This is a genomic window from Intrasporangium chromatireducens Q5-1, assembly GCF_000576575.1.
GTDB classification, from domain to species: Bacteria; Actinomycetota; Actinomycetes; order Actinomycetales; family Dermatophilaceae; genus Intrasporangium_A; species Intrasporangium_A chromatireducens.
In genome coordinates this window covers 1-4,777 of the sequence record NZ_AWQS01000269.1, presented here as the reverse complement: position 1 = coordinate 4,777, position 4,777 = coordinate 1, and the positions used below count along the sequence as shown (strand labels likewise).

At 68.4% G+C, this 4,777-nt stretch carries 4 protein-coding genes; all 4 read left to right on the top strand.

What is annotated here, in order from left to right; translation table 11 throughout:
* Window positions 1-109 precede the first annotated feature (109 nt).
* Entirely contained in the window at window positions 110-1,210 is a 1,101-nt protein-coding gene (qcrA, locus tag N864_RS19295) for a cytochrome bc1 complex Rieske iron-sulfur subunit (RefSeq protein WP_034721099.1), read from the top strand.
* Window positions 1,207-2,934, top strand: coding sequence for a cytochrome bc1 complex cytochrome b subunit (qcrB, locus tag N864_RS19290; RefSeq protein WP_034721096.1), 1,728 nt, complete (start codon window positions 1,207-1,209; stop codon window positions 2,932-2,934). The genes qcrA and qcrB overlap by 4 nt, the downstream gene beginning before the upstream one ends.
* 85 nt (window positions 2,935-3,019) lie before the next feature.
* Window positions 3,020-3,370, top strand: a complete 351-nt coding sequence (locus tag N864_RS19285; RefSeq protein WP_034721093.1) for a metallopeptidase family protein — start codon at window positions 3,020-3,022, stop codon at window positions 3,368-3,370.
* 87 nt (window positions 3,371-3,457) lie between these two features.
* Complete coding sequence (locus N864_RS19280) at window positions 3,458-4,513, top strand: S66 family peptidase (protein WP_034721091.1); 1,056 nt, start codon at window positions 3,458-3,460, stop codon at window positions 4,511-4,513.
* Window positions 4,514-4,777 lie beyond the last annotated feature (264 nt).

Here is a 4,777-nt window from a genome sequence, read left to right as displayed (position 1 = left end):
ACCTTCGGCATCGGCATCCTCATCGGCTGTGCCGTCTGGCTCGGCAAGAAGGCCGCATGAGCGCCCTGCGCTTCGTCCCCACCACGCACGACGACAGGACTCCCATCCGATGAATGAGCACGAGAACGGGGCACCGCACGAGTCGACGGTGGTCGCTCCCGCGAGCGGCTCCGGCGAACTCACGACCCCCGGAGGCCTGCCGGCCCGGTTCGAGAACCCGGGCCTGCCACCGCACGTCTACCGCGCCTCCGACGTCGACCCCGCTGCTGGCAAGCGTGCCGAGCGGCAGGTCGCCGCCCTCTTCACGCTCTCGATGATCGCCACGGTCGTCTTCCTCGTCGCCTACTTCGCGATCCCGGACGACTCCGTCTTCTTCTTCCCGGGCATCGGCACCATCAAGACGATCAACGTCGTGCTCGGCCTGTCGCTCGGGTTCTCGCTCTTCTTCATCGGCATCGGCGCCGTGCACTGGGCCAAGACGCTGATGTCGGACCACGAGATCGTCGAGGAGCGTCACCTGCTGCGCTCCTCGGACGTTGACCGGGCACAGGCGGTCGACGTCGTCGTCGAGGGCGGCCGCAACGCCCAGCTCGACCGGCGCCCGATCCTGAAGTACACGCTCGGTGGGGCGCTCGGGCTGTTCGCACTGCCCTTCGCCTTCCAGGTCGTCGGTTCCCTCGGACCGGTGACGATCGAGGAGCTGAAGCACACGATCTGGGACCCGTCCGAGAACGGTGGCAAGCCGATCCGGCTCATGCGTGACCCGGAGATGACGCCGATCAAGCTGTCGGACGTCACCCAGGGCTCGGTCTTCCACGTCATGCCGGAGACGCTGCAGAAGTACCTCGACGACGGCAAGCACGTCCTCGAGGCGAAGGCCAAGGCTGCCGTCATCCTCATCCGGCTCGACCCGAACCTCATCAAGGTCAAGAAGGCCCGGGACTGGGGCGTCGACGGAGTCGTCGCCTACTCGAAGATCTGCACCCACGTCGGCTGCGCGGTCGGCCTCTACGAGCAGCAGACACACCACCTGCTCTGCCCCTGCCACCAGTCGACCTTCGACCTCACCGAGGACTGCGCCGTCATCTTCGGTCCGGCCAAGCGGCCCCTGCCGCAGCTCAAGATCACCGTTGACGACGCGGGCTACCTCGTCGCGCCGGAGGGCTTCCACGAGCCCGTCGGCCCGAGCTTCTGGGAGCGTGCACGATGAGCACCATCAACGAGGCGCGCGCCGCAGACGCGCTGCGCGCCCACGACCGGGACAGCGAGCGGGCGCAGGCACAGTCGCGTCCCCTCGGCGGGATCGCCGGCTGGGTCGACGAGCGGACGGGTGGCGCCAAGGGCGTCTCCTTCCTGATGAAGAAGGTCTTCCCCGACCACTGGTCGTTCATGCTCGGCGAGATCGCGATGTACTCGATGATCATCTGCCTGCTGACCGGCGTCTTCCTCACCTTCTGGTTCGTCCCGAGCCAGGCGCAGGTCGTCTACGACGGGTCCTACGTGCCCCTGCAGGGCGTGACGGTCTCGGACGCCTACCGCTCGACGCTCGACATCTCCTTCGACATCCGCGGTGGTCTGCTCATCCGGCAGATCCACCACTGGGCCGCCCTGATCTTCGTCGTGTCGGTCTTCGTCCACATGGCCCGGGTGTTCTTCACCGGCGCCTTCCGCAAGCCCCGCGAGATCAACTGGGTGTTCGGCACGATCCTGTCGATGCTCGCCGCGATCGAGGGCTTCGCCGGCTACTCGCTGCCTGACGACCTGCTGTCGGGCACGGGCATCCGGGCGATGAACGGCTTCGTCCAGTCGATCCCCGTCATCGGCTCCTACATGAGCTACTTCATCTTCGGCGGCGCCTTCCCGGGCGAGTCGATCATCCCGCGCCTGTACTCCGCCCACATCCTGCTGCTGCCGGCGGCCCTCGTCGGGCTCTTCACGGCGCACATCCTGCTCGTGTTCCTGCAGAAGCACACCCAGTTCCCCGGCCCGGGCCGGACGAACAACAACGTGGTCGGCTACCCGTTCATGCCGGTCTACATCGCAAAGGCCGGGGGCTTCTTCTTCATCGTCTTCGGTGTCATCGCGCTGATCTCGGCGGTGGTGTCGATCAACTCGGTCTGGACCTATGGTCCCTACGACCCCTCCCCCATCACCGCCGGCTCGCAGCCGGACTGGTACATGGGCTTCGCTGACGGCGCGCTCCGCCTCCTGCCCGGCTTCCTCGAGTTCGAGGCCTTCGGGTTCACGTTCAGCATGAACATCTTCCCGGGCTCGATCCTGCTGCTGCCCGTCATGTGGGGAATCATCGGTGTCTACCCCTTCGTCGAGAAGTGGGTGACGGGCGACGAGCGTGAGCACCACCTGCTCGACCGGCCGCGCAACGCACCGACCCGCACGGCCATCGGTGTCGCCGGCATCGTTCTCTACGTGGTGCTCTTCTTCGCCGCGGGCAACGACATCATGGCGATCAAGCTGCACCTGTCGATCAACGACATCACCAACCTGCTCCGGACGTTGTTCTTCGTCGGCCCGCCGATCGCCTTCTGGATCACCAAGCGGATCTGCCTGAGCCTGCAGCAGGCCGACCGCGAGAAGGTGCTGCACGGCCGGGAGACCGGCACCATCTGGCGCCACGCCAACGGTGAGTTCGAGGAGATCCACGCCCCGCTCACGCCGAGCGAGCGCTGGCCCCTCGTCCAGCACGAGATCCAGGCCCCGCTCGTCGTCAGCGAGACGACGGACGCACAGGGTGTGGCCAACCCGGTGGCGCGCAAGGAGCGCCTCCGCGCCAAGCTGTCGCACTTCTACTTCAAGGACCGCGTGGAGCCGGTCAGCCCGGCCGAGCTCGAGGCCGCGCACCACGCGCACGGTCCCGAGGTCATCGAGGAGCCGAGCGAGCCGGAGGTGGCCGCGCCGGCCATCGAGCGGAGCTGACGCCCCCAGGGATGCTTCGGCAGACGGGCCCGTCCCCATCGGGGCGGGCCCGTTTCCCGTTCCCGGCCCGTGGCAGACTCACTGCATGCACCTGACCGACGACGAGTTCGAAGCAGCCGTCGCCGATGCCCTCGACACGATCCCGCCACGGCTCACGGCGGCGATGGACAACGTGGTCGTCCTCATCGAGCCGGAGCCCTCTGAGGACGACCCCGACCTGCTGGGCGTCTATGACGGCACCCCGCTGACCGAGCGGGACAGCTGGTGGGGAGCGGGAGCCCTGCCGGACCGGATCACCATCTTCCAGGGCCCCCTCCAGCGCATGTGCCGCAGCGCCGAGGAGCTGCGAGACGAGATCGCCGTCACGGTCGTCCACGAGGTTGCTCACCACTTCGGGATCGATGACGAGCAGCTGCACGACCTGGGCTGGGGCTGACCCGAGCACAGCCGAGCACGTCGCCGAGCCCGGGTCACCGACGTCCCGCCTCCTTCCCCCAGCCGACCCTCAGAGGAGAACAGACCCATGCCCGGCCCCCCGATCCTGACCAGTCCTCCCAAGGCCTCACCCGGAGACCGGGTGGCGGTGCTCTCCCCCTCGTTCGCGGCGCCCGGGTTCGCTCCGGCGGTCCACGAGCAGGCCATGGCTCGTCTCGCGGACCTCACCGGGCTGACGCCGGTCGAGTACCCCACGACCCGCCGACTGGGGGCTTCGGCCCGCGACCGGGCGGCCGACCTCAACAGCGCCTTCGCCGACCCGGAGATGCGCGCCGTCCTCGCCACGATCGGCGGTGAGGACCAGATCACCGTCGTGCCGCACCTGGATCCGACCCTCATTCTGAGCGACCCCAAGCCGTTCCTGGGCTACAGCGACAACACCAACCTGCTCTGCTGGCTCTGGACCCACGGCGTAGCCGGGTTCTACGGCGGCTCAACGCAGGTCCACCTCGGGCCGGGGCCCCACGTGGACGAGGTGCACGCCCGGTCCCTTCGGGCGGCGCTGCTGACCGGGGAGCGGCTGGAGGTCACCGATCCCGACGAGTCGGAGGACGTCGGCAGGGACTGGCTCGATCCGCGGGCCCTCCACGAGTTCGGCGACCGCGAGGCCACCGAGCCGTGGGAGTGGGCGGGTCCGCCGAAGTCGGTGACCGGCCGTACCTGGGGCGGCTGCATCGACGTGCTCCAGTGGATCCTCACCGCGGGTCGTTTCCCTGCGGACCCCTCGGTGCTCTCCGGCGGCATCCTCTTGCTCGAGACCTCCGAGGAGCTCATCCCGGCAACCGAGTTCGGCTGGATCGTTCGCTCGCTCGGCGAACGTGGCCTGCTGGAGGCTGTCGACGCGGTCGTCGTCGCCCGGCCCCCAGCCTCCTCCCTCGAGGTGCGCCCGACGAAGCAGGCGTGTGCCGCACACCGGCAGGAGCAGCGCGATGTCGCCATCGAGACGATCGGGCGCTACAACCCGGACGCCGTTGTGGTCGTCGGCGTCCCCTTCGGTCACACCAGGCCGCAGTGGATCCTGCCCTACGGCGGCAGCATGACGGTGGACGGCGTCTCCAGACGGATCTGGGCCGACTACGCCTGAGGCTCGCTCGAGCGCGGCGGGAAGTCGCTGCCAACTCTTTACTCCGGTCGGCAACGGGGTTACGGTCGGAGGTACCCAGTCACCGATCGGGACGGAGGTATCGGATGTTGTCTCCCGCACGATCGCACCTGCGGCCGGAAGGCCCGTGAAGAGGTGACTCACGAAGGGGAAGGCGCCAGGCGCCTTCCCCTTCCTCATGCCGTGGCTTGCCCTGCTGCGGCCCGACGCCATTCGTCGGAGAACGCGAAGGGGCCCGGACCGCAG